Genomic DNA, 21,685 nt, shown 5'->3' with positions numbered 1-21,685 from the left:
GTGAGGGCAGGCATGGTTCGGCAGGACAGATTTTTCACGACCGAGGCGACGCATCTCGCGCACGCGATGCCGGAAGCGCCGGTTCTCTATTTCCGCCCCGAGGCGCTGGCTGCGCGCGCAGAGACCTTCCTGCGCGGGTTTCCGGGACAAGTGACATACGCGGTCAAGGCGAACCCAGCGCGGCATGTTCTGGAAGCGCTAAGCGCTTCCGGCATATCCGCTTTCGATGTTGCCTCTCCCGAGGAGATCGACTGGGTGCGCCGCGTACTGCCCGGCGCGGTCTTGCACTACAACAACCCGGTTCGCGCACGCGGCGAGATCGCGCTCGCGCGGGAGGCGGGCGTTACCTCATGGTCCGTCGACAGGTTGAGCGAGCTCGACAAGCTCGGCGATGTGGCAGGCCAGGAGATCAGCGTACGGCTCAAGCTGGCTGTCCTTGGCGCGGCCTACGATTTCGGCGCGAAATTCGGCGCGGAGCCCGCCGCCGCCACCGCGCTACTGGCCGCAGCGGCTGCGCGCGGCGCGCGGCCTGCGATCTGTTTCCATCCCGGCACGCAATGCACCGAACCGGCGGCGTGGGTGGCGTATATCCACGCGGCGGCACGCGTCGCGGACGACGCCGGGGTGACGCTCGAGCGGCTCAATGTCGGCGGCGGCTTTCCCGCGGCGCGCGGCGGCGCGTCCCCGAATTTCCGAGCAATCTTCCAGGCCATCGAGCGAGCCGCGCAGGACGCCTTCGAAACGCCGCCCGCGCTATTGTGCGAGCCGGGCCGCGCGCTTGTGGCAGACGCGTTCTCGCTGGCGCTTCAGGTCAAGGCGGTGAGCGGCGAGGCGATCTTTCTCAATGACGGGGTCTACGGCCATCTTGCCGAATGGCGCGACATGGCTGCCGGGGCGGGTGTCGTGACGCTTGGCCCTGATGGGCCTCGCAACGCTCAGCCAGAGCCGCGCATCGTTTTCGGCCCGACCTGCGACAGTATCGACCGGCTGCCGGAGGCGCTGGCGTTGCCTGCCGACATCGCGGAGGGCGATTACCTGATCTTCCCGGGTCTCGGAGCCTACGGCAGCGCCATCGCTACCGGTTTCAATGGTTACGGCCGGGCGGAGACCGTCACTCTCTCGGGCACTGGACACCGCGTCACGGAGATTTAAGGTCCGGCCAAACCCTCAGCCGGAGACACCTTTCATGGAAAAGTTCGGAAAAAGCCAACCCGTTCCCCGCCGCGAGGACGTGAGGTTTCTCAAGGGCGAAGGGCGCTATACCGACGATGTGGCCCCGGATGGCGCGCTCTACGGTGTCTTCCTGCGCGCGCCGGTCGCGCATGGCCGGATCACCGGGATGGACGTGGAGGAGGCACGCGCCGCGCCGGGCGTGCATCTGGTGCTGACCGCTGACGAGTTGCGGGCCGAAGGCGTGACCGACGGGCTCTTTACCGTAATGGTCAAGAACCGCGACGGCAGCTCCGGCATCGCCCCGCGCCGTCCCATCCTCGCCGAGGACAAGGTGCGCTTCGTCGGGGAGCCGATGGCGCTGGTCGTGGCCGAAACGCTCGATCAGGCCAAGGATGCGGCAGAGCTCATCATGCCCGATATCGAGGATCTCCCGGTACATCTCGAGATCGGGCCGGGCGGCGAGGCGCTGCACGACGAGGCCCCGGACAACCGCTCCGTCACCTTTGGGATCGGCGAAGAGGACAAGGTGACCGAGGCGCTGGAGACGGCAGAGCACACGGTCACGATGACGGTGTCCGACAACAAGGTTATCGCCAATTCGCTCGAGGGCCGCGTCTGCATCGCCGATTGGGACGGCGAGCGGCTGCATGTCGACCTTTCGAGCCAAGGCGTCTGGACCCACAAGTCGCAGTTCGCGAAGCTTCTCAACCTCGATCCCGAAGCCGTCCATGTCACCACGCAGGATGTCGGCGGCGGCTTCGGCATGAAAACGATGATCTATCCCGAATATTTCGCCGTCGCCCAGGCCGCGCGGATGCTGGGGCGGCCCGTCCGCTGGGCAGCCGAGCGCGGCGAGGGGATGCTGTCGGACAATATGGGCCGCGATCTCGTGTCGACCGCGACGCTTGGTTTCGACGCCGAGTACCGGATCACCGGATACCGCATCGATACGCGCTTCAACCTCGGGGCTTATGCCAGCCAGTTCGGCCCGCTCATGCAGACGCAGCTCTTCAGCCGGGTGATGACAGGCGTCTACGACATCAAGGCGGCCTATCTCGAATCCGAGGCGTTCTTCACCAATACCTGCCAGGTCGACGCCTATCGCGGGGCCGGGCGGCCCGAAGCGATCTACCTTCTGGAGCGGATGATGGACCGTGCGGCGCGCGAGCTGGGTTTGACCCCGTGGGAGCTGCGCCGTCGCAATTTCATCGCGCCGGACAGGTTTCCCTACGACACCGTCGGCGGCGAGACCTACGATGTCGGCGAATTCGCCCGCGTTCTGACCCATGCCGAACGCGCAAGCGACGCGAAAGGCTTTGCCGCGCGCAATGCCGAGACCGAGGCGCGCGGCAAGCTGCGCGGGCAGGGGCTTTGCTACTATATCGAGGCCATTCTCGGCGCGCCCGACGAGGGCGTGGAAGTCGTGTTCGAAGACGGCGGCGCGACCATCTATGTCGGCACCCAGTCAAACGGGCAGGGGCACGAGACGGTCTATGCCCAGTTTCTCAGCGATCAGACCGGCATCCCCGTGGAGGCGATCCGCGTCGTTCAGGGCGATTCGGACAAGATCGCGCAAGGCGGAGGCACTGGCGGATCGCGGTCGGTCACGGTGCAGGCCAATGTCACGCTGAAGGCCGTGGACGATATCGTGACCGCGTTCTCGGGCTTCCTGGCCGATGAGTTCGGCGTCGGGCGGGGCGACGTATCCTTCGACGACGAGCGGTTCCGGATCGAAGGATCGAACGAGACGCCGACCATGCTCGAGGTGGCGGAGATGGCGCGCGAGAAAGGGCAGGACGCGCTTTTGTCATTCAAGGCGCATGAAAAGCTCGCCGCTCGGTCCTTCCCCAATGGCTGTCATGTCGTGGAGGTGGAGGTTGACCCCGAGACCGGCGAAGTGAGCCTCGATCGCTACGCCATCGTTGACGATTTCGGCAATCTCATCAATCCCTTGCTGGTCGAAGGGCAGGTTCACGGCGGGATCGCGCAAGGTGCGGGCCAGGCGCTGCTCGAGCGGGTCGTCTACGATGAGACCGGTCAGCTTCTGACCGCCTCCCTGATGGATTACGCGATGCCGCGCGCCGACAATCTTCCGTTCTTTCGCTTCGAGACCGAACCTGTGCCCTCCACCTCGAACCCGATGGGGATGAAAGGCTGCGGGGAAGCCGGCACCGTTGGCGCGCTCGCCGCTATCTCGAACGCCGTGCAGGACGCGCTTTGGCAGCGGGGCGTGCGGCAAGCCGACATGCCTTTCACGCCGCACCGGGTCTGGGAGATGCTACGCGCCGCCGAATCTCCGCTGGCCGCGGAATAGCTTTACTCCCAAGTGCAACCGAAAATGTTCACGCTTTTGCGATTGGCCTTTAAACTGTGTCTTTCGCGCCCATTTCTTTATCAGGATCGCGGGCTCGGAACGCTCGCGAGACCTTCACTGTCCCTCGTTCCGTGACTGGCGCTCGGGTTCTTGCCCGGGCGCCTTTTTCGTGCTGTCTGGTCGCATGACAGCCTATTCCGACGCCCTTATCCGAGACATTCTGAAACGTACTCGCGTGATCGCCATGATCGGGGTGTCGCCCAACCCGGTGCGGCCGAGCCACTATGTGGGCCGATATCTGTCGCTCAAGGGGTTCGAGGTGCATCCGGTCAATCCCGGACATGCGGGCAGCGTGCTATTCGGGCGCAAGGTGGTGGGGTCGATGGCCGATATCGACGCCGAGGTCGACATGGTCGACATCTTCCGCCGCTCCGAGGCCGTGCCGCCCATCGTCGACGAGGCTCTGGAGCTTTTCCCGACGCTCAAGACTGTCTGGATGCAGATCGGTGTCGAACACGCGGAGGCGGCGGCGACAGCCGAGGCGCGCGGTGTCGACGTGATCCAGAACCGCTGTCCGAAGATCGAATATCAGCGCCTGTTCGGTGAGCTGCGTATGGGCGGCTTCGCGACGGGTGTCATCTCGTCCAAGCTCTGAGCCATGCGCGTCGCGGTCATCGGGGCAGGGATCGTCGGGGTATCGTCCGCGATCTGGCTGAGACGGCTGGGCGCGGACGTGACGCTGATCGAAAGGGGTGATCCGGGCGCGGCCGCGTCCTGGGGTAACGCGGGGGTGCTTGCCGCCTCGGCGGTTCGGCCTTCGCTCGATGCGGCCGCCATCCGTCGCGCGCCGGGGATGCTGCTTGACCGCGATGCGCCGCTTTTCCTGCGTTGGGCTTACCTTCCGAAGGTCTTGCCCTGGCTCTTGCGCGCGGCGCGCCATGCCGGGCAAGCCGAGGTCGCGCGGATCGGCGCGGCGCTGGAAACCTTGGTGACCGATGCGGTCGAATCGCATGAGGCACTAGCCAAAGGCACGCGCGCCGAGGCGTTCCTCCGGCGATCCGATTACGTCTATGCCTACCAGGATATGCGGGCCTACACGGCGGATGCGGCGGCGCTCGCGATCAAGGCGCGGGCGGGGTTTCCGCATGAGCGGATCGAGGGACGCGCGGTGCAGGAGTATGATCCGGCGCTTGGTCCCGGCATCGGTTGCCTCGCCGTGATGAAGGATCACGGTTTCATCGCCGATCCCGGCGCGTATGTCTCGGCATTGGCACAGACCTTCGAAGCCGAAGGTGGCACGCTCTGGCGGGCGAAGGCGCAGCATCTTGTCCTCGAGGACGGTCAGGTGCACGGCGTGATCGCGGATGGAGAAACGCGCGCCTACGAGCGTGTGGTGGTGGCCGCAGGTCTCGGATCGCGCGCGCTTCTCGCCGAAGCGGGCCTCGATCTGCCGCTCGAGACGGAGCGCGGGTATCATCTGCAGCTCAGCGATAAGGCAGGCGGCCCCCGCCAACCGACGATGGTCGCCAGCGGGCAATTCGTGGCAACACCGATGACGGACGGCACGCGGCTTGCCGGAATTCTTGAATTCGGCGGCACCGAGGCCGGACCCTCCCGCGCGCCCTTCGGACTGCTCCGGAGGCAGGCGGCAGAGGCGTTCCCGAACCTCGCGCTCGGGACAGCCCGCGAATGGATGGGGCACCGCCCGGCCTTGCCGGACTCCCTGCCGCTTCTTGGGGAGATCGGGCAGAGCGGCCTCTGGGGCGCTGTCGGGCATCACCATGTCGGACTGACCGCCGGTCCGAAGACGGGACGGCTTCTGGCCGAGGCGCTGATGGGGCGGCGTCCGAACGTCGATCTCGCGCCTTATGCCGCGCGCCGGTTCGGGCACGGATGACGGTCTTCTGATACGTTGGGGGAAATGGTGGGCGACCCTGGAATCGAACCAGGCGTGGGTCTCCCCGGCGGATTTACAGTCCGCTGCCGCACCTTGCAGCGCGTCGCCCTGCGCGGGCTCGCAGCCCTCGCGTGGAGCGTCGGATACAGAAGGCCCTATGGCCCGTCAACCGGAAAATCCCTTGCATGACGGGGCGCTCTCGGACATGCCGGAGACCCGTGAACAAAGGTGCATGACATGGCGAAAAAGCCTCGTTGGGTGGTCGAGAAAGAGCAGGCGAAGAAAGCCGGCGCGGCGGAAACCGTCTGGCTCTTTGGTCTGCACGCCGTGCGCGATGCTCTGGAGAATCCCGCCCGTGTGAAGCTTCGGCTGATCCTGACGCCCAATGCCAGCGAAAAGCTGAAGGACGCGGTGGCGGCTTCGGGCGTCGAGGCGGAGATCCACGATCCGAGGAAGTTCTCCGCGCCGCTCGATCCCGGCTCCGTGCATCAGGGCGCGGCGCTCGAGGTAAAACCGCTGGATTGGGGCCCGCTTGCCGACGTCGCCGCCGGAGATGGAGAGCGGCCGCCGCGCGTCGTTCTTCTGGACCGCGTGACCGATCCGCATAACGTCGGTGCGATCCTGCGCTCGGCCGAGGTGTTCGGCGCGCGTGCCGTGATCGGCACGAAACATCATTCCGCGCCTGAGACCGGGGCGCTCGCCAAGACCGCGTCAGGCGCACTCGAGCGTCAGCCCTATCTGCGCGAGGTCAACCTGTCGCGCACGATCGAGACGCTGAAGGACATGGGCTACACGGTGCTTGGGCTCGATGGGGAGGCGGACGGGTCTCTCGAGGCGGCTGTCGCCGAGGCGGGCAGCCGGGCCGTGGCGCTGGTTCTGGGGGCGGAGGGTCCGGGACTCCGGCCCAAGACCAAGGAAAGCTGCGATGCACTGGTGCGGATCGACTTCGCGGGCGGTTTCGGCTCGCTCAACGTGTCGAATGCCGCAGCGGTGGCGCTTTACGCGGCGCGGGCGCGGTAGCTGCTAAGCCTCCGCCGCTGGATATCGCGCGGCAAGACCCGCTATCGCCGCGCGATCCGCATCCGAGAGCGGCCCGTCGCCCCAGGGCCGCAGCCGTAGCCGCACCGCGTTGAGCAGCGCCTCTTCCTGACCTTCCGCCCAGGCAAAGCCCGCGCGGCGCGCATCGGCCTCGAATTCTCCCGGTCTGCCCGTTTCCGGCCAGACCGCGAGCCCCGACAGCGCCAGGCGCCGCCAATCGAAGCGCGGACCCGGGTCGATCTTGCGCCCGACGGCCATGTCGGAATGCCCGATCACACGCTCGGGCGCGATGTCCCAGCGCTGCATGATGTCCGGCAGGAGCGCTTCGAGAGCCACCATTTGCGGCTCGGGAAAGGGCGAGGCACCGTCATTGGCAAGCTCGATCCCGACCGAGCGCGAATTCATGTCGGTGATCGCGCCCCATTGCCCGGCGCCCGCGTGCCAGGCCCGCATCTCCTCGTCGACGAGTTGCCAAGTCCGGCCATCCTCGGCGATGAGGTAATGGGCCGACACCTCGGCCTCGGGCGTGCAGAGGCGTGTCAGCGCTGCCTCGGGCGTCTGCATGGCGGTGTAGTGGATGATGACGTGGTCGGGCCGCGCGCCGTCACGGCGCGGCCCGCAATTGGGCGAGGGGCGTCGTTCGATCCTCAGCTTCCGCGCACCGAGCGGAAGACCGACGGATCCCAGCTGCAGGCAAAGCCGTCGCCATCGGCATCGAGCCCTTCGCGGTCGCGCTCGGGCCCGCCCGCGGCGAGAAACGCCTCCTGCGCCAGATCGCTTGAGGCGTAGCTGCGGCAGTTCCGAGCTTCCTTCTCCTTTGAGGAGAAGGGTCCACGCCGATAGAGCGGCTGGCCGACCTGGTTGTTGGTCTGGAGCGCGTAGGCCACGATGTTCGGCCCCTCATTGCCGGTGCGCTGCGGCACTGCGCCCGGCTGGATCACCTGGTACTGAGCCCGGTTCTGCTGGATGAGCGCCGCGTCCTGCTCGATCGACCGTTCGCCGGACACCGAGTCGAAATTCTGCTCGTCGGAAATGCCGGCGGCATTCGTCACCGATTGCGGCGGCGGGTTGGAGGGCGAGGCATCGACCGGCCCCGAATTACCGTCGAGCGCACGTGCAGCCATCTCGGCAACATCGTCGCCGCCACCGGTGCCGGATGCGCCATCCAAGGGCTGCGAGGAGACATCGGCAGGCGGCTGCACGGCGGTCGTGCCGGTGCCCTGAAGCTCCGCGTCGACCGCGGCGCGACGATTGTCATCGTAGCTGTCGAAACCGACGCCCGCGCCACTGTCGGGGACCGACGGCGCACATGCGGTCAGCGCAAGAAGCGCGACAGGTGTCAGGATGTGAAAGCGCATCATGCGCACCTCCGATACGTCAGTTGAGCCGAACGGGCGTTACCACCAACGTTCGGGCTTGGCCACATAGCCTGCCGCCTGCTCGAGCGCATAGGCGGTATTCAGCAGATCGCCCTCTTCCCAGGGCCGACCGATGAGCTGCAGCCCAAGCGGCAGACCGCTTTTGTCGAGGCCGGTCGGAACAGATATACCCGGAAGGCCCGCGAGGTTCACGGTCACGGTGAACACATCATTGAGATACATCTGAACCGGATCGGCGTTCTGCATCTCGCCGAGCCCGAAGGCGGCCGAGGGCGTCGCAGGCGTCAGGATAGCGTCGACGCCCTGCGCGAACGCCTCTTCGAAGTCCCGCTTGATGAGGGTGCGGACCTTGCGGGCACGATTGTAATAGGCGTCGTAGAAGCCAGCGGAAAGCACGTAGGTGCCGACCATCACGCGGCGCTGCACCTCGGGACCGAAGCCTTCGGCGCGGGTCTTCTCGTACATGTCGACAATGCCGTCGCCTTGGCCGAGCTCGGCGCGGCGGCCATAGCGCACGCCGTCATAGCGCGCGAGGTTCGAGGACGCCTCGGCGGGGGCGATCACGTAGTAGGTGGGCAGCGCGTATTTCGTGTGCGGCAGCGAGATATCGACGATCTTCGCGCCCGCATCCTCGAGCATCTTGCGCCCCTCGGCCCAGAGATCCTCGATTTCCTGCGGCATGCCCTCCATGCGGTATTCGCGCGGAATGCCGATGGTCTTGCCCTTGATATCGCCCGTCAGCATCGCCTCGAAATCCGGCACGGCGAGGTCGGCCGATGTCGAATCCATCGGGTCGTGCCCGGCCATCGCCTGCAGCATGATCGCCGCGTCGCGCACGTCCTTGGTCATGGGGCCAGCCTGGTCGAGCGAGGAGGCGAAGGCGATGATGCCCCAGCGAGAGACACGGCCATAGGTGGGCTTGAGGCCGGTAATGCCGGTGAAGGCCGCGGGCTGGCGGATCGAGCCGCCTGTATCCGTGCCCGTCGCCGCAAGGCAGAGATCGGCCGAGACCGCCGCTGCCGAACCGCCCGAGGAGCCGCCGGGCGTCAGCGCGCGGTCGTCGACCTTCCAGGGGTTCACCGCATTGCCGTAGACGCTGGTCTCGTTCGACGAGCCCATCGCGAACTCGTCCATGTTGAGCTTGCCCAGCATGACCGCGCCCGCCTCGAAAAGCTGACGCGTCACGGTGGATTCGTATTCGGGGCGGAAGCCTTCGAGAATCCGGCTCGCCGCCTGGCTGTCGACGCCTTGCGTGCAGAAGAGATCCTTGATGCCAAGCGGGATGCCCGTCATCGCCGTCGCATCACCCGCCTTGATCCGCGCATCCGCCGCGCGGGCCATCTCAAGCGCCTTTTCGGGCGTCTTGTGCGCGAAGGCGCCGAGCGCATCCGCCCCCTCGATCTCCGCAAGGCAGGCCTCGGTAAGCTCTACGCTTGTGACATCGCCCTTGGCCAGCGCATCGCGGGCCTCGGCGATCTTCACGGCACTGAGTTCGCTCATTCTACCACCTTCGGAACGGCAAAGAAGCCCTCGCGCGCATCGGGCGCGTTCGACAGGACGCGTTTCGCATCGCCGCCTGCCGTCACGACATCCTCGCGCCGCTTGAGGCGCTGGGGCGTGACCGAGACCATGGGTTCGACGCCGTCCACGTCGACTTCCGAGAGCTGCTCGATGAAGCCGAGAATGGTGTTGAACTCTTGTGCGAGCTCGGGAAGGCGCGCTTCCTGGACCCGGATCCGGGCGAGCTTGGCGACATGGGCCGCGGTCTTTTCGTCAATCGACATGGGGGCGGGGCCTCTCTGGTCTGACGTCTTTCGTTCGCGTCGCGTTTATCGCCCGTCCGCGCGGCCCGCAAGCCGGGCCTCTGCGATGTGCGCGAGATAGACCCGGATCATGTGCCCGAGCATGAGCGCGTTCAGGATATGCCAGAGGAAATGCGTGCCGAAAGGCAGCGTGCCGCAGAGTGGCGCGTCGAGCGCGCGGAACGTGATCGAAAGCGCCAGAAGCGCTGCGCCGATGGCAAGGCCCCGCGCGGTGGCGGGTGCGCTGCGGGCGAGGATCACAGCGTAGAGCGCGATGAGGCAGGGGATCGGTGCATAGGCGCCCGATCCGCCGAGCCAGGCAAAGACCGGGCTTGAGCCGACCGCCGCGATGGCGGCGAATTCGAGCGCGGTGATGCCGAGCGCCGCCCAGGTGCCGAACCCCAGATAGTCGCGGTTCGCCGCGAAGATGTGAAGGGCGACATAGGCAGCGATGGGCAGAACGTCCGCAAGGCCCGCCCAGGCTTCGGCGAACGTGTGGAAGAGCCCCGATCCGATCCCGATCAGACCGAGGATCAGGACGAGCGCGCGGGCGATAGGCACACCTCGGCTCGGTCGCCAGAGAAGCGCCGCGACGATCAGGAAGGCGAGGTTCGTGAGCGCGTTGATCGGCTCTGCCCAGAGCCCCGGTTCCAGCCGTTCGCAATAGCCGTCGATGTAGGTTCGCCAGTCCATCCCGTTCCCCCGAAGCGTCGCGTGCCAGATATAACCTCGTCAGTGGCGCCGGACAGGCTAGCCTATGCCGAAGAAGACAGCATCGAAGGAGAGACCTCATGAAAATCACATGGCTCGGACATGCCTCGTTCCGCCTCGAAATCGGCGGCAAGGTGATCCTGCTCGACCCCTGGCTCGACGGGAACCCGTCCTTTCCCGAGGACCGCAAGGCCGAGGCGACCGATGGCGCGACGCATATCCTGCTGACGCACGGGCATTTCGACCATGCCTCGGAGGTCGTGGACATGGCCAAGTCGCTCTCCGTGCAGATCGTCGGCCAGTTCGACCTGATGAATTTCTGGGGCGAGACCGAAGGGCTCGACACGCTCGGCTTCAACAAGGGCGGCACGGTCGACCTCGACGGCGTGAAGATCACGATGGTCCACGCGACCCATTCCTCGACGATGCCGGGCGAGAACATCCTGCAATCGGCCGGGTCCGAATGCGGCTACATGATCGAGGGCGACGGCCACGTGATCTATGTCTCGGGCGATACGGACGTGATGGCCGACATGAAGATCTTCAACGACCTGCACAAACCCGATATCGGCATCCTCTGCGCGGGCGGGCACTTCACGATGGACATGAAGCGCGCGTCATACGCGGCCAAGACGTTCTTCGACTTCAAGACCGTGATCCCGTGTCATTACAAGACCTTCCCCGCGCTCGAGCAATCGGCGGACGTCATGAAGGCGGAACTGTCGGGCGTCGACGTGATCGAGGCCGAGGTGCTCTCGCCCATCGAAATGTGAGCCTCAGGGCAACAGCTCGAACCGGGTGACGTCCACCATTCCCCTGTCGGTGATCTTGAGCGCCGGGATCACCGGCAGGGCAAGGAAGGCGAGCTGCAGGAACGGCTCGTTCAGCGTCACGCCGAGGCTCTTCGCGGCATGGCGCAAGGTTTCGAGATCGCGCCGCACCTCCTCGAACGTGCCGAGCGACATGAGGCCTGCGACGGGCAGCGCGAGTTCCGCGAGGATCTCCCCGCCTGCCGCCACGACGAATCCCCCCTCGATCTCCGAAAGTCGCGAGGCGGCCAGCGCCATGTCCTCGTAATCGATCCCGACGCAGGCGATGTTGTGGTGATCGTGGCAGACGGTCGAGGCGATGGCCCCGCGCGTGAGGCCGAAGCCGCGCACGAAGCCCGTGGAAATATTGCCGTTGCGCCCGTGCCGTTCGACCACCGCGATCCGGACGAGATCACGGGCCGGGTCGGGGCGCTTGTCGCCGTCCACAGGCTCGATTTCTTCGGTGAGGTGATCGGTGAGGATCTGTCCTTCGCGGATGCCGATCACGGGCGTTTCGGCGCGATTGCCGGGCGAGCGGAAGGAGGTCGGCTTCAGCGGCGGCGCATGGACCGATTTGCGGCCGACCGGATCGATACTGCCCCGCGCCGCGAAGGCCGCGTCGTCCACGATCCGCCCGCCCGCGATGACCATCTCCGCTCGGCATTCGGCAAGGTCGGGCAGGGCGACGATATCGGCACGGTAGCCCGGCGCGATCAGCCCGCGATCCTTGAGCCCGAAGGCTTCCGCCGCCGATAGCGAGGCCGCCCGATAAGCCGCAAGCGGCGGCACACCGAGCCCGATCAGCGTGCGGATCATGTGGTCGAGATGCCCTTCCTCCCCGATATCGAGCGGATTCCGATCGTCGGTGCAGAGGCACATATACGGCGCGGTGCGCTCGGTCAGGAGCGGCGCGAGCGCGTGCAGATCCTTCGAGACGGAGCCTTCGCGGATGAGAACCCGCATCCCCTTCTGCAGTTTCTCGCGCGCTTCGTTCTCCGAGGTCGCCTCATGCTCCGTCCTGATGCCCGCGGCGATATAGGCGTTGAGATCGTGCCCCGAGAGAAGCGGGCAGTGCCCGTCCATATGCCCACCCTCGAAGAGCGCGAGCTTGGCCATCATCGCGGGGTCGCGATGGATGACGCCGGGATAGTTCATCACTTCGGCGAGCCCGATCCCCGAAGGATGGCCGCGTAGCGGCGCGAGATCCTCGGCGGTGAGCGTTGCGCCGGACGTCTCCATATCCGTCGAGGGCACGCAGGACGAAAGCTGCACGCGCAGGTCCATCAGAAGATGCTCAGAGGCCGACTGGAAGTAGCGGATGCCGTCCGTGCCGATCACGTTTGCGATCTCGTGCGGGTCGCAGATCGCCGTCGTCACGCCCAGCGGCGTCACGCAGCGGTCGAACTCGAACGGCGTGACGAGCGAGGATTCGACATGCAGATGCGTGTCGATGAAGCCGGGCACCAGTGTCAGGCCGGTGACGTCGATCACGCGCGCGGCCTCGTAGCTCTCGCAGGTGCCTACGATGCGGTCGCCGAGAACGGCGACATCGCCCTCCAGCAGATCGCCGGTCACCAGGTCGAGCACCCGCCCGCCTCGAAGAACGAGATCGGCAGGGCGCTCGCCCCGCGCGGCGGCGATCCGGGTCTCGGTGTGGCTCATGGCTGGCATCCTTTCGTGGGGGCCGTCTGCGGCCGGGTGCCCTGCAAGGATAGGCGGGCCCGCCGCGCGGCCCAAGTCGCAACGCGCTGGCACGGCCTTCGTCTGTCAACTTTGCCTATTCGGCAGCCCGCCTGGCACCGTCCTCGATCGCCTGACGCAAGCGGCGCTCGATCACCTTCTGCTTGGACGGCGTGTAGAATTTCAGCCCGAACATGTCCTTGACGTAGAAGCTGTCCACGACCTGCTCGCCATATGTCGCGATCACGGCGCTGGCGATGTAGATGTTCGATTCCGACAATGTGCGCGCGAGGTCATAAAGAAGACCGGGGCGGTCGCGGGTGTCGACCTCGATGATCGTGTAGATCTCCGAGCCGTCATTGTCGAAGGTGATTGAGGTCGCGACCTTGAAGGCGCGCTCGCGCTTCTTGATCTTGTCCTTCGACTTGATCGCTTCGCGGGCCACGACCTCGCCTTTGAGCGTCTTGTCGATCATCGAGCGCAGGCGCGGCAGGCGCGCGGCCTCGTAGGGATGCCCCTCGGAATCCTGCACCCAGAACACCGCTGTCGCGAACCCGTCCTTGGATGTATAGGTCCGCGCATCCACCACGTTCGCGCCGACCAGCGCCAGGGCACCCGCGAGGCGGGCGAAGATGCCGGGATGGTCGACCAGCGCGAAACACACGCGGGTCGCGTCGCGATCCTCGTCGGGATGGATGTCGATTCGGATCTCGTCGGTGCCGATATCCTTCAGAAGCTCGGCGAAGACCACGTGTGCGGTGACGTGCAGGCCCTGCCAATAGGTCTCGTAGTGGCGGCTCGTTTCCGCGCGCAGGTCTTTCTTGTCCCAGTGATCCAGCCGCTCGCGCAGGAGCTTCTTGGCCTCGACGCTGCGATTCTCGCGGGTGATCGCTTCCATCCCGTCCTCGAGGACGCGGTGCGTCTGCCGGTAGAGCGCGCGCAGGAGCGCGGCCTTCCAGTTGTTCCAGACATTGGGCCCGACGCCGCGGATGTCACAGACGGTGAGCACGCAAAGCAGATCGAGCCGCTCTTTCGTCTGAACCGCCTTGGCGAAGTCGCGCACCGTGCGCGGATCGGCGATGTCGCGCTTCTGCGCCATGTCGGACATCAGAAGATGATGGCGGATCAGCCATTCGACGGTGGCGCATTCGGCCTTGTTGAGCCCGAGCCGGGGCGCGACGACGCGGGCGATCTTCGCGCCCAGCACCGAATGATCCTCGTCACGGCCCTTGCCGATATCGTGCAGAAGCAGAGCGACGTAGAGGACCCGGCGGTTCACGCCTTCGCGCAGGATGGTGGAGGCGACAGGCAGCTCCTCGACAAGGTTTTCCTGCTCGATCTCCGAGAGGTGCCAGATGCACTGGATGGTATGCTCGTCGACCGTGTAGCTGTGATACATGTTGAATTGCATCATCGCGACGATGGGTTCGAATTCGGGAATGAACGCCGACAGGACGCCGAGCTCGTTCATCCGCCTCAGCGCGCGGTCGGGGTTGCCGTGCTTCAGCATCAGGTCGAGGAAGATCCGTTGCGCCTCCTTCGAACGACGCATGTCCTCGTCGATAAGGTGCAGGTTGGCCTGGATGAGACGCATCGCGTCGGGGTGGATCAACAGGCCGGTGCGGAGCGCCTCCTCGTAAATCCTGAGGATGTTGATCTTGTCCGACAGGAAGGTCGCGTCATTGGCGATGGCGAGCCGTCCGTTCGTGACCTGGTATCCGCTGCGGACCTTGGGCGCGCGGGTGAAGAGGCGCACGAGGAGCGGAGCCTCCTTCTTCTGATCCGCCTCGAGCGAGGTCAGGACGATGCGCGTGAGGTCGCCCACCGCCACCGCGTGCCGGAAATAGGTCTGCATGAAGATCTCGACGCCGCGCCGGCCGCCGCGATCGGAAAAGCCCATGCGCTCGGCGACCTCGACCTGCATGTCGAAGGTCAGGTTTTCCATCCCGCGGCCCGCAAGAAGATGCAGGTGGCAGCGCACGGCCCAGAGGAACGCCTGGGCCTCGCGGAAAGTGCGGTACTCCTCGGGGCGAAAGACGCCCTTGGCCACAAGCTCTTCGGGATTGTCGGTATGGTGGACGTATTTGAGGATCCAGTAGAGCGATTGCAGATCCCGTAGACCGCCCTTGCCCTCTTTCACGTTCGGCTCGACGACGTAGCGCTGGCCGCCTTGCTTTTCGTGCCGGCTCTCGCGCTCCTCGAGCTTGGCTTGCACGAAGTCCGCCTCGGTGCCTTCGAAGAGATCGCTCCGAAGCCGCTCTTCCAGCTCGTGGGCGAGGGCCCGGTGGCCCGTCAGGTAGCGGCATTCGAGCATCGCGGTGCGGATCGTGTAATCCTCGGCGCCGAGGCGCAGGCAATCCTTCACCGTGCGCGAGGCGTGACCGACCTTGAGCTTCAGATCCCATAGCACGTAGAGCATCGATTCGATGACGCTCTCGGCCCAGCCGGTGATCTTGTAGGGCGTCAGGAACAGCAGATCGACATCCGAGAAGGGGGCCATCTCGCCCCGTCCGTATCCGCCCACGGCCATGACGGCGATGCGCTGGCCCTCGGTCGGGTTGGGCATCCGGTGCAGCTTCTCCGTCGCGACTTCGAACGTCAGCGCGATGAGGCAGTCGGTGATATAGGTATAGGCGCGCGTGACCTCGGGAGACTTGAACGGGGACGTCCGGAAAGCCTCGGCGATCCGGTCGCGCCCGGCATCCCGCGCCGCGCTCAAATGGCGGACGACGATCTCGCGTACGGCGCGCTCGCCGGTCGCATCGCCAAGGTCTTCCCACAACCGCTCGCGAACGCGCCCCCGGTCGAAGATCTCGTCCGGAGGCGCGATGAGGTCGGGCGTGGGGGTCGTGTCCGGGCTGGTTTCCTCAGAAACCGGCACCGCCGAAGGAGCGGGGGGCGGGGTCAATGATCGTCACCTGCTGGTTCTGCACCGTGGCAATGGCGAGACCGCGTTCATTGGTCCCGTTGGCCAGGAAGCGGAATACACCCGTCGCGCCCTGGAAGCCAGCGCCCTGCGTCAGCGCAGCCCGGTCGATGCCGCTGCCGCGGCTGACGAGCGAGCCGATCGCATTGATCCCGTCGAAGGCGAGCGGGGCGAGCGGGTGCGGAGAGCCCCCATAGGCCGCGGCATACCGACCCTCGAAGGCCGAGAGCGCGGAGCGGTTGGGCAGGGTGAACCAAGCCCCCTCGATCCCCGGAAGCTGGAAGCCGTCGGGACGCGAATCCCAGCGCGTCAGTCCCATGTACTGCGTAGAGGCGGGCGAGATGCCCTGCTCGGGCGCCAGCTGCAGCACGACCGAGAGGCCGCCCTCCCAGCTATCGGTCAGCATCAGCGTGTCGGCCTCCCCGGCATCGACCAGCGGCGAGATGCGCCCGATCGCGGAGGTCAGGCTTTCGGTGTTGAGCTGGTAGCCTTCCGAGGCGACGACGCGGGCGCCATTGGCGGAGGCCGCGGATTGCACCGCGTTGCGGCCGATCTGCCCGGCGATGTTGTCCTGGAACAGCACGGCGATGTCGGTCTGGCCCTGGCGGGCGCCGTAGCTGACAAGCCGGCTCGCGGTGTTCTGGAATGTCTGGCCGAGGATGAACAGGTTGCCGCCCGCGATGGTCGGGTTGTTGGAGAAACTGAGAACGTTGACGCCCTCGTCGGCGACCGCGATCGCTGCGGCATTCGCCGCCTCGCCGTAGAGCGGGCCGAGAATCACCACCGCGCCCTCGTCGACGGCCTGCTGTGCAACGGCGGAGGCGGTTGCGGGCTGACCGGCCGTGTCGTAGACGCGCAGATCGACCGACACGCCGTCGAGGCTCTGGACGGCGAGGCGGGCCGCGTTTTCCAGATCGCGCGGGATCGACCCGGCATTGGCATCCGAACGAGGCAGCAAAAGGGCCACGGGCACAGGCTCGGATGCGTCGATCCGTCCGCCGCCAGCGCCAGGCGTCAAGGAGCCGATGGAGGTGGCGTCGCAGGCGGCAAGCGCTGTCAGGCCCGCGACCAGCGCGGTTTTGCGAAGCGCCTTGCGAGCGGCGGTAAACAGGGCAAACATTGTATCGGGCTCCCTCGATCCTTATCGGTGGTTCGGTCGGCGCGCCGGTCGGGCCTGCGCCGCTTTGTCGCGAGCTTAGAACAGCGGGTTAACGGGTCCAACCATGAAACAGCATGAGAGCAGCCTTCCGCCGGGTCTGACCCTTGTCGCAACGCCGATAGGCAATGCCCGCGACATCACGCTGCGCGCCCTGGACGTGCTGTCGAGTGCGGACGTGCTCGCGGCTGAGGACACGCGCTCGCTACGCAAGCTTCTGGAAATTCACGGAATCTCTCTTGGCGGACGTCCGGTGCTCGCGTATCACGAGCATAACGGCGCGAAGATGCGTCCGCAGATCCTTGCGGCGATGGCGGAAGGCAAATCGGTGGCCTATGCCTCCGAAGCGGGCACGCCGATGATCTCGGATCCCGGCTTCGACCTGGCGCGGGCCGCGACGGAGGCCGGGCATCCTGTCACGAGCGCGCCCGGCGCAGCGGCCGTCGTGACGGCGCTGACGCTGGCGGGGCTGCCGACGGACCGGTTCCTCTTCGCGGGATTCCTGCCGAACCAGCAATCCGCACGGCGGCGCGCGCTCGAAGAGCTCGCCGGGGTTCCGGCGACTTTGGTCTTCTACGAATCGCCCCGGCGCCTGGCGGCGATGCTGCGTGATGCCGAAGCGGCGCTCGGGGCGGAGCGGCAGGGGGCGGTCGCGCGGGAGCTGACGAAGAAATTCGAGGAGGTGCGGCGCGGGTCGTTGGGCGAGCTTGCTGAATTTTACGAAAATTCAGCGGCGCGTGGCGAGGTCGTGGTGCTGATCGACCGCGGGCGTTTGGAAAATGTTAGCGGATCGGACGTAACAAGGGCGCTCGAGGAGGCGTTGCAGACGATGTCGGTGCGCGATGCGGCCGATTATGTCGCACAGATGCTCGGTGTGAAGAAGCGGCCCGTCTACCAGGAGGCCATGATGCTTGCGAAGGAACTGAGGGAATGAGCTTTGCATCACCCGCAACCGGCGCGCTCGCTTATCAGGCGGGCTTGTCGGCCGAGGCGCAGGTCGCGGCGGATTATGCCGCTCGCGGCTATCGGCCTCTTGCGACGCGCTGGCGCGGGAGATGCGGCGAAATAGATCTGGTTCTTGCCGATGGTGCTGGGCTCGTTTTCGTCGAGGTCAAGAAAAGCCGCTCCTTCGACCGCGCCGCAGAGGCACTCTCGCCACGTCAGGCCGCACGGATCTGCCGCGTGGGCGAAGAATTCGCAGGAAGCCAGCCGAACGGTCTTCTGACCGAGATGCGCGTCGACGTCGCGCTGGTGAACGGGTTCGGCGAGATTCGTATTCTGGAAAACGCGTTGATGGCCTGAGGCGGGTCGCAAGGTCTGGCCGAAGACAGACGCGTCCCACGACCGTTACGCGGCGACGGCGGCCTCGCCTGTATTGATCGGAGGTTCGCCGCCCCGAGGCATGAAATCCAGCCTCGCCATTGCCCCCGCCCCGGCTTTGACGCATCTCTTGGCGCAACAGACCGACCGCGCCCGGGAGTGCCAACATGAAAGTCGCCATCCAGATGGACCCGATCGGGCCCATCGACATCAACGCCGATTCCACGTTTCGCATCGCGGAGGAGGCGCAGGCGCGCGGCCATTCGCTGTTCTACTACCTGCCCGATGCGCTGGCTTACGAGGAAGGGCGGATCACCGGGCGCGGCAGACCCCTCTCCGTGCGGCGCGACGTCGGCAATCATGCCGACCTTGGCGAGATGACCCATGTGGATCTCGCTGATTTCGACGTGGTCTGGCTGCGCCAGGATCCGCCATTCGATATGCACTACATCACCACGACGCATCTTCTGGATCGGCTGTCGAAGACGACGCTCGTGGTAAACGATCCCTTCTGGGTGCGGAACTTTCCCGAGAAGCTGCTGGTCCTCGACTTCCCCGAACTCACGCCGCCGACGACGATCGCGCGGGATCTCGCCACGCTCAAGGCGTTCCGGGAACGACATGGCGACATCATTCTGAAGCCGCTCTACGGCAATGGTGGGGCGGGGATCTTCAAGCTCGGTGCCGAGGATCGGAACCTGTCGTCGCTGCACGAGATGTTTACCGGCTTCTCGCGCGAGCCGCTGATCGCGCAGAAATTCCTGCCCGCGGTCTCCAAGGGCGACAAGCGCATCATCCTGGTCGACGGCGAGGCCGTGGGCGCGATCAACCGCGTGCCGGCTGAAGGCGAGGTGCGCTCGAACATGCATGTAGGCGGCCGGCCCGAAAAGGTCGCGCTGACCGACCGCGACCGCGAGATCTGCGCGACGATTGGCCCGCGCCTGCGCGAGAAGGGCCAGATCTTCGTCGGCATCGACGTGATCGGCGACTACCTGACAGAGATCAACGTGACCTCGCCGACCGGGCTGCAGGAGCTCGAACGCTTCGACAACGTCAACATCGCCGCCCGTATCTGGGAGGCGATCGAAGCCCGCCGCGCATGAGCTGGCAGTCGCGGATCATCTCGGGGCCGCTTCGGTACCTCTTGAAGCCGTTCCTGAAGCATGTCTTCGATCCGCGCCATGCCGCCCAGGTCGACCTTTTGCCTTACGTGCTGCGGCACCCGCCCTATTTGCGTTACTGGCACCGCCCAGGCGGGCTGACCTGGATCAATACCGGGCCGTGCCTGCCGAATGCGGCGATCCTCTATTTTCACGGCGGCGCCTATATCTCGGGCAGCGTCGAGGGCTATCTCGGCCCGCTCGGTCTTTTGTCGCAGATGACCGGCGTCGAGGTCTGCGCCGTCAGCTACCGCCTCGCGCCGGAGCATCGGTTTCCCGCTGCCTTCGAGGATGCGCGCGCAGCGTGGGACCGGCTTGCCGATCTCGGTTACAGACCGCAGGACATCGTTCTCGGGGGCGATTCGGCGGGAGGCGGTCTCGCGATGGCGCTGCTTGCGGCGCTGTGCGAGGAGGGCACGCCGCCTGCCGCCGCCTTTGCCTTTTCACCCTGGACCGATCTTGCGCTGACAGGCGAAAGCCTCGAGCTGAACGCCGAGGTCGATCCCGTTTTGCCGGTGACGCGGATGGCCGAGGTTGTCGAGCTTTATCTAGGCGACCACGATCCCCGCGATCCGCACGCCTCTCCGCTTTATGCCACGTATCCCGGCTGCCCGCCGGTCTTCCTGCAATATGGCGAGCACGAGATCCTGCGGGACGACAGCCGCCGGCTGGCGGAGCGGCTGCGAGACTTCGGCGGCGTGGTGAGCGAGGATGTTGTCCCTGAGATGCCGCATGTCTGGCAGCTCTTCGATGGCTACCTGCCCGAAGCGCGGGAAAGCCTTGTCCGCACGGCAGAGTTCGTTCAGGCCTCCTTCGCCGACAGAAGCCGGTAGCTCAGCGCCTCGGCAAGGTGCGGGCGGCGGATGTCCTCGCTGCCCTCGAGGTCCGCGATGGTGCGCGCAACGCGCAAGGTCCGGTGGTAGCCGCGGGCGGAGAGGCTCAACCGCTCGGCGGCGCAGATGATGAGGCCGCGGCATTCGCTGTCGAGCGGCGCGATCTCATCGAGTTGGCGTCCCTCCGCATCGGCATTGGTTCGGCACGCACTCTTCTCTCCGAAACGGGCCGCTTGCACCGCGCGCGCCGCGGCGACGCGGTCGGCCACGACCGAGGAGCTGTCGCCGCCGGATGGCGCATCGAGATCGGTAAACGCAACCGGCGGCACCTCGATCCGCAGGTCGAACCGGTCCATCAGCGGCCCCGATATCCGCCCCAGATAGTCTTCCCCGCAATTGGGCGCGCGCGCGCAGGCGCGTTCGGCATCGGGCAGGTAGCCGCAGCGGCAGGGATTGGCGGCTGCGATCAACAGGAACCGGCACGGATAGGTCACATGGGCATTGGCCCGCGCGACCATGACCTCGCCCGTTTCGATCGGTTGGCGCAAGGTTTCGAGCACGGTGCGCGGAAATTCCGGGAATTCGTCCATGAACAAGACCCCATTATGCGCGAGGCTGATCTCGCCCGGCTGGGCGCGCCGACCGCCGCCGACGAGCGCGGGCATCGAGGCGGTATGATGCGGTGCGCGAAACGGCCGCTCGCGCGATATGCCGCCTTCATCAAGAAGCCCTGCCAGCGAATGGATCATCGAGGTTTCGAGCGCCTCCATCGGCGAGAGCGGCGGCAAGAGTCCCGGCAGCCGGGCCGCCAACATCGACTTGCCCGATCCCGGAGTGCCGATCAGCATCAAATGGTGACGGCCCGCCGCGGCGATTTCGAGCGCGCGTTTGGCCTTTTCCTGCCCCTTCACCTCGTTGAGATCCCGCGCGCCGCGCGTGGCGGTGACCTCTCCGGGTCTTGCAGGTGGAAGGGGCGATTGACCGGTGAAATGCTGCACGAGCTGCAACAAGGACTCCGCGCCGATCACCTGGCATGCATCGACCCAGGCGGCCTCCGCACCGCAGCCGTCCGGACAGACAAGCCCGCGCGCCTCCTCGGCGGCAGCCAGCGCAGCGGGGAGCGCACCTGCAACCGGCACCAGTGCTCCGTTCAGCGACAATTCCCCGAGCGCCACGTGTCCGGCGACCGCGTCCCGCGGCACGATATCGAGCGCTGCGAGAAGGCTCATCGCGATCGGCAGGTCGAAATGCGAGCCTTCCTTCGGCAGATCCGCGGGTGACAGATTGATCGTGATCCGCTTGGAGGGCAGCGCGATCGACAGGGACGAGAGCGCCGTGCGGACCCTGTCTCGCGCCTCTGACACCGCCTTGTCGGGCAGGCCCACGATGGCGAAGGCGGGCATCCCGGGCGACACGGCGCATTGCACCTCGACCATGCGGGCCGAGACGCCCTCGAAGGCGACGGTATAGGCGACGGCGACCATGCC

19 protein-coding genes and 1 tRNA gene are annotated in these 21,685 nt (G+C 66.2%); 10 read left to right on the top strand and 10 right to left on the bottom strand.

Features of this window, described 5'->3' with window-relative positions; all coding sequences use genetic code 11:
• The first annotated feature begins 12 nt into the window (after positions 1-12).
• The 4 genes from FIU91_RS15115 to FIU91_RS15100 all read left to right on the top strand — a co-directional run bounded on the left by FIU91_RS15115 (position 13) and on the right by FIU91_RS15100 (position 5,384).
• Positions 13-1,152, top strand: coding sequence for a type III PLP-dependent enzyme (locus FIU91_RS15115; protein ID WP_152463100.1), 1,140 nt, complete (start codon positions 13-15; stop codon positions 1,150-1,152).
• A 34-nt stretch (positions 1,153-1,186) separates the two neighbouring features.
• On the top strand, positions 1,187-3,487 hold the full coding sequence (locus tag FIU91_RS15110; RefSeq protein WP_152463099.1) for a xanthine dehydrogenase family protein molybdopterin-binding subunit: 2,301 nt from the start codon (positions 1,187-1,189) through the stop codon (positions 3,485-3,487).
• A 184-nt stretch (positions 3,488-3,671) separates the two neighbouring features.
• Positions 3,672-4,142, top strand: a complete 471-nt coding sequence (locus tag FIU91_RS15105) for a CoA-binding protein (protein WP_152463098.1) — start codon at positions 3,672-3,674, stop codon at positions 4,140-4,142.
• Positions 4,143-4,145: 3 nt separating this feature from the next.
• Positions 4,146-5,384: an FAD-binding oxidoreductase gene (locus FIU91_RS15100; RefSeq protein ID WP_152463097.1), complete on the top strand. Its 1,239-nt coding sequence runs from the start codon at positions 4,146-4,148 to the stop codon at positions 5,382-5,384.
• Positions 5,385-5,409: 25 nt separating this feature from the next.
• Here FIU91_RS15100 and FIU91_RS15095 read toward each other — a convergent pair.
• A tRNA-Tyr gene (locus FIU91_RS15095) sits at positions 5,410-5,493 on the bottom strand.
• A 128-nt stretch (positions 5,494-5,621) separates the two neighbouring features.
• Between FIU91_RS15095 and rlmB the strand changes: the two genes are divergently transcribed.
• Complete coding sequence (gene rlmB / locus FIU91_RS15090) at positions 5,622-6,404, top strand: 23S rRNA (guanosine(2251)-2'-O)-methyltransferase RlmB (RefSeq protein ID WP_152463096.1); 783 nt, start codon at positions 5,622-5,624, stop codon at positions 6,402-6,404.
• A gap of 3 nt (positions 6,405-6,407) precedes the next feature.
• Here rlmB and FIU91_RS15085 read toward each other — a convergent pair whose 3' ends face one another.
• From FIU91_RS15085 to FIU91_RS15065, 5 genes are all read right to left on the bottom strand, one after another.
• Positions 6,408-6,986, bottom strand: coding sequence for an N-acetylmuramoyl-L-alanine amidase (locus tag FIU91_RS15085; protein ID WP_254701973.1), 579 nt, complete (start codon positions 6,984-6,986; stop codon positions 6,408-6,410).
• 83 nt (positions 6,987-7,069) lie between these two features.
• A complete protein-coding gene (locus tag FIU91_RS15080) occupies positions 7,070-7,783 on the bottom strand; it encodes a hypothetical protein (RefSeq protein ID WP_342741985.1) in 714 nt (237 codons plus the stop codon).
• Positions 7,784-7,819: 36 nt separating this feature from the next.
• Positions 7,820-9,301: an Asp-tRNA(Asn)/Glu-tRNA(Gln) amidotransferase subunit GatA gene (gatA, locus tag FIU91_RS15075; RefSeq protein WP_152463094.1), complete on the bottom strand. Its 1,482-nt coding sequence runs from the start codon at positions 9,299-9,301 to the stop codon at positions 7,820-7,822.
• Positions 9,298-9,585: an Asp-tRNA(Asn)/Glu-tRNA(Gln) amidotransferase subunit GatC gene (gatC, locus tag FIU91_RS15070; RefSeq protein WP_152463093.1), complete on the bottom strand. Its 288-nt coding sequence runs from the start codon at positions 9,583-9,585 to the stop codon at positions 9,298-9,300. The genes gatA and gatC overlap by 4 nt, the downstream gene beginning before the upstream one ends.
• A 45-nt stretch (positions 9,586-9,630) precedes the next feature.
• The gene (locus FIU91_RS15065) at positions 9,631-10,296 is read right to left on the bottom strand and encodes a ceramidase domain-containing protein (RefSeq protein WP_152463092.1); all 666 of its coding nucleotides are present in this window, start codon (positions 10,294-10,296) and stop codon (positions 9,631-9,633) included.
• Positions 10,297-10,394: 98 nt separating this feature from the next.
• Between FIU91_RS15065 and FIU91_RS15060 the strand changes: the two genes are divergently transcribed.
• Positions 10,395-11,087 carry a metal-dependent hydrolase gene (locus FIU91_RS15060; protein WP_152463091.1) on the top strand — a complete coding sequence of 231 codons (693 nt, stop codon included), beginning with the start codon at positions 10,395-10,397 and terminating at the stop codon, positions 11,085-11,087.
• 3 nt (positions 11,088-11,090) lie between these two features.
• On the opposite strand, the gene ade is transcribed toward FIU91_RS15060, so the two are convergent.
• The 3 genes from ade to FIU91_RS15045 all read right to left on the bottom strand — a co-directional run bounded on the left by ade (position 11,091) and on the right by FIU91_RS15045 (position 16,849).
• Positions 11,091-12,785, bottom strand: a complete 1,695-nt coding sequence (gene ade, locus FIU91_RS15055; protein WP_152463090.1) for an adenine deaminase — start codon at positions 12,783-12,785, stop codon at positions 11,091-11,093.
• 115 nt (positions 12,786-12,900) lie between these two features.
• Positions 12,901-15,711, bottom strand: a complete 2,811-nt coding sequence (locus tag FIU91_RS15050; protein WP_152463089.1) for a [protein-PII] uridylyltransferase — start codon at positions 15,709-15,711, stop codon at positions 12,901-12,903.
• Complete coding sequence (locus FIU91_RS15045) at positions 15,671-16,849, bottom strand: penicillin-binding protein activator (RefSeq protein ID WP_152463088.1); 1,179 nt, start codon at positions 16,847-16,849, stop codon at positions 15,671-15,673. Before FIU91_RS15045 ends, FIU91_RS15050 begins: the two co-directional genes overlap by 41 nt.
• 103 nt (positions 16,850-16,952) lie before the next feature.
• Here FIU91_RS15045 and rsmI point away from each other — a divergent pair, with 103 nt between their 5' ends.
• The 4 genes from rsmI (at position 16,953) to FIU91_RS15025 (ending at position 20,198) form a co-directional block, all read left to right on the top strand.
• Positions 16,953-17,819, top strand: a complete 867-nt coding sequence (rsmI, locus tag FIU91_RS15040; RefSeq protein WP_152463087.1) for a 16S rRNA (cytidine(1402)-2'-O)-methyltransferase — start codon at positions 16,953-16,955, stop codon at positions 17,817-17,819.
• On the top strand, positions 17,816-18,187 hold the full coding sequence (locus FIU91_RS15035) for a YraN family protein (RefSeq protein WP_152463086.1): 372 nt from the start codon (positions 17,816-17,818) through the stop codon (positions 18,185-18,187). The genes rsmI and FIU91_RS15035 overlap by 4 nt, the downstream gene beginning before the upstream one ends.
• A gap of 185 nt (positions 18,188-18,372) precedes the next feature.
• Positions 18,373-19,308, top strand: coding sequence for a glutathione synthase (gene gshB, locus FIU91_RS15030; protein WP_152463085.1), 936 nt, complete (start codon positions 18,373-18,375; stop codon positions 19,306-19,308).
• Positions 19,305-20,198 carry an alpha/beta hydrolase gene (locus FIU91_RS15025; RefSeq protein ID WP_152463084.1) on the top strand — a complete coding sequence of 298 codons (894 nt, stop codon included), beginning with the start codon at positions 19,305-19,307 and terminating at the stop codon, positions 20,196-20,198. Before gshB ends, FIU91_RS15025 begins: the two co-directional genes overlap by 4 nt.
• Here FIU91_RS15025 and FIU91_RS15020 read toward each other — a convergent pair.
• Complete coding sequence (locus FIU91_RS15020; RefSeq protein WP_152463083.1) at positions 20,168-21,682, bottom strand: YifB family Mg chelatase-like AAA ATPase; 1,515 nt, start codon at positions 21,680-21,682, stop codon at positions 20,168-20,170. The two genes, FIU91_RS15025 and FIU91_RS15020, sit on opposite strands and share 31 nt — an antisense overlap.
• Between the last annotated feature and the right edge of the window lie 3 nt (positions 21,683-21,685).

The organism is Roseivivax sp. THAF30 (assembly GCF_009363575.1).
In the GTDB taxonomy this organism is placed as follows: domain Bacteria; phylum Pseudomonadota; class Alphaproteobacteria; order Rhodobacterales; family Rhodobacteraceae; genus Roseivivax; species Roseivivax halotolerans.
Note: the sequence above shows the minus strand (reverse complement) of the source record. Positions and strands in the feature narration are given on the sequence as shown.

Excerpts from the sequence above, each read along its gene's own strand:
- FIU91_RS15045 (WP_152463088.1), bottom strand. The coding sequence starts at position 16,849 with ATGTTTGCCCTGTTTACCGCCGCTCGCAAGGCGCTTCGCAAAACCGCG.
- FIU91_RS15110 (WP_152463099.1), top strand. The coding sequence starts at position 1,187 with ATGGAAAAGTTCGGAAAAAGCCAACCCGTTCCCCGCCGCGAGGACGTG.
- FIU91_RS15100 (WP_152463097.1), top strand. The coding sequence starts at position 4,146 with ATGCGCGTCGCGGTCATCGGGGCAGGGATCGTCGGGGTATCGTCCGCG.
- FIU91_RS15025 (WP_152463084.1), top strand. The coding sequence starts at position 19,305 with ATGAGCTGGCAGTCGCGGATCATCTCGGGGCCGCTTCGGTACCTCTTG.
- rsmI (WP_152463087.1), top strand. The coding sequence starts at position 16,953 with ATGAAACAGCATGAGAGCAGCCTTCCGCCGGGTCTGACCCTTGTCGCA.
- FIU91_RS15060 (WP_152463091.1), top strand. The coding sequence starts at position 10,395 with ATGAAAATCACATGGCTCGGACATGCCTCGTTCCGCCTCGAAATCGGC.
- FIU91_RS15020 (WP_152463083.1), bottom strand. The coding sequence starts at position 21,682 with ATGGTCGCCGTCGCCTATACCGTCGCCTTCGAGGGCGTCTCGGCCCGC.
- gshB (WP_152463085.1), top strand. The coding sequence starts at position 18,373 with ATGAAAGTCGCCATCCAGATGGACCCGATCGGGCCCATCGACATCAAC.
- FIU91_RS15115 (WP_152463100.1), top strand. The coding sequence starts at position 13 with ATGGTTCGGCAGGACAGATTTTTCACGACCGAGGCGACGCATCTCGCG.
- FIU91_RS15035 (WP_152463086.1), top strand. The coding sequence starts at position 17,816 with ATGAGCTTTGCATCACCCGCAACCGGCGCGCTCGCTTATCAGGCGGGC.
- FIU91_RS15080 (WP_342741985.1), bottom strand. The coding sequence starts at position 7,783 with ATGATGCGCTTTCACATCCTGACACCTGTCGCGCTTCTTGCGCTGACC.
- FIU91_RS15085 (WP_254701973.1), bottom strand. The coding sequence starts at position 6,986 with ATGCAGACGCCCGAGGCAGCGCTGACACGCCTCTGCACGCCCGAGGCC.
- rlmB (WP_152463096.1), top strand. The coding sequence starts at position 5,622 with ATGGCGAAAAAGCCTCGTTGGGTGGTCGAGAAAGAGCAGGCGAAGAAA.
- gatC (WP_152463093.1), bottom strand. The coding sequence starts at position 9,585 with ATGTCGATTGACGAAAAGACCGCGGCCCATGTCGCCAAGCTCGCCCGG.
- FIU91_RS15105 (WP_152463098.1), top strand. The coding sequence starts at position 3,672 with ATGACAGCCTATTCCGACGCCCTTATCCGAGACATTCTGAAACGTACT.
- ade (WP_152463090.1), bottom strand. The coding sequence starts at position 12,785 with ATGAGCCACACCGAGACCCGGATCGCCGCCGCGCGGGGCGAGCGCCCT.
- FIU91_RS15065 (WP_152463092.1), bottom strand. The coding sequence starts at position 10,296 with ATGGACTGGCGAACCTACATCGACGGCTATTGCGAACGGCTGGAACCG.
- gatA (WP_152463094.1), bottom strand. The coding sequence starts at position 9,301 with ATGAGCGAACTCAGTGCCGTGAAGATCGCCGAGGCCCGCGATGCGCTG.